Annotated in this window: 1 protein-coding gene; it reads left to right on the top strand. The window is 66.1% G+C overall.

Annotation, left to right across the window (positions count from 1 at the left end; all coding sequences use genetic code 11):
* Positions 1 to 507, top strand: a 507-nt coding sequence (locus tag EN879_RS38405; protein WP_164774964.1) for an FAD-binding oxidoreductase, incomplete at both ends; no start/stop codon positions are given.

Genomic DNA, 507 nt, shown 5'->3' with positions numbered 1-507 from the left:
TCCCATGGCTGTCGACCGAGGGCATTTCAGCCGGCGCCTATGGCCGCACCGGCGAAGGCTGGTTCGACGCGCATGCGATGCTGACGCTGTTCCGCAAGGCGCTGCGGCAGAAGAAAGTCGATTTCATCGCCGCAGATGTCACCGGCATCGCGCGCGATGGCAACCGCGTCACGGGAGTGAGCCTGGGCAATGGCGAGACGCTGGAGGCTGGCATCGTCGTCAACGCCGCCGGCCCTAACGCCGGCAAGGTGGCTGCCATGGCCGGGCTCGAGCTGCCGGTCGAGCCGCGCAAGCGCAATGTCTTCGTCTTCGAGGCGCGCGAGAAATATGCCGACATGCCGCTGCTGGTCGATCCCTCCGGCATCTATGTCCGTCCGGAAGGCTCGGTCTACCTCACCGGCGGCGCCGAACCGGAGGAAGGCGACTGCGCACCCGATCCCGGCGACTTCGAGGTAAACTGGCCACTGTTCGAAGAGGTGATCTGGCCGGTGCTGGCGACCCGTATTC

The sequence above is a fragment of the Mesorhizobium sp. M7A.F.Ca.AU.002.02.1.1 genome (assembly GCF_003998535.1).
GTDB lineage: Bacteria > Pseudomonadota > Alphaproteobacteria > Rhizobiales > Rhizobiaceae > Mesorhizobium > Mesorhizobium ciceri.
The sequence above is the reverse complement of the archived record's forward strand: the minus strand, read 5'-3'. Positions and strand labels throughout refer to the sequence as shown.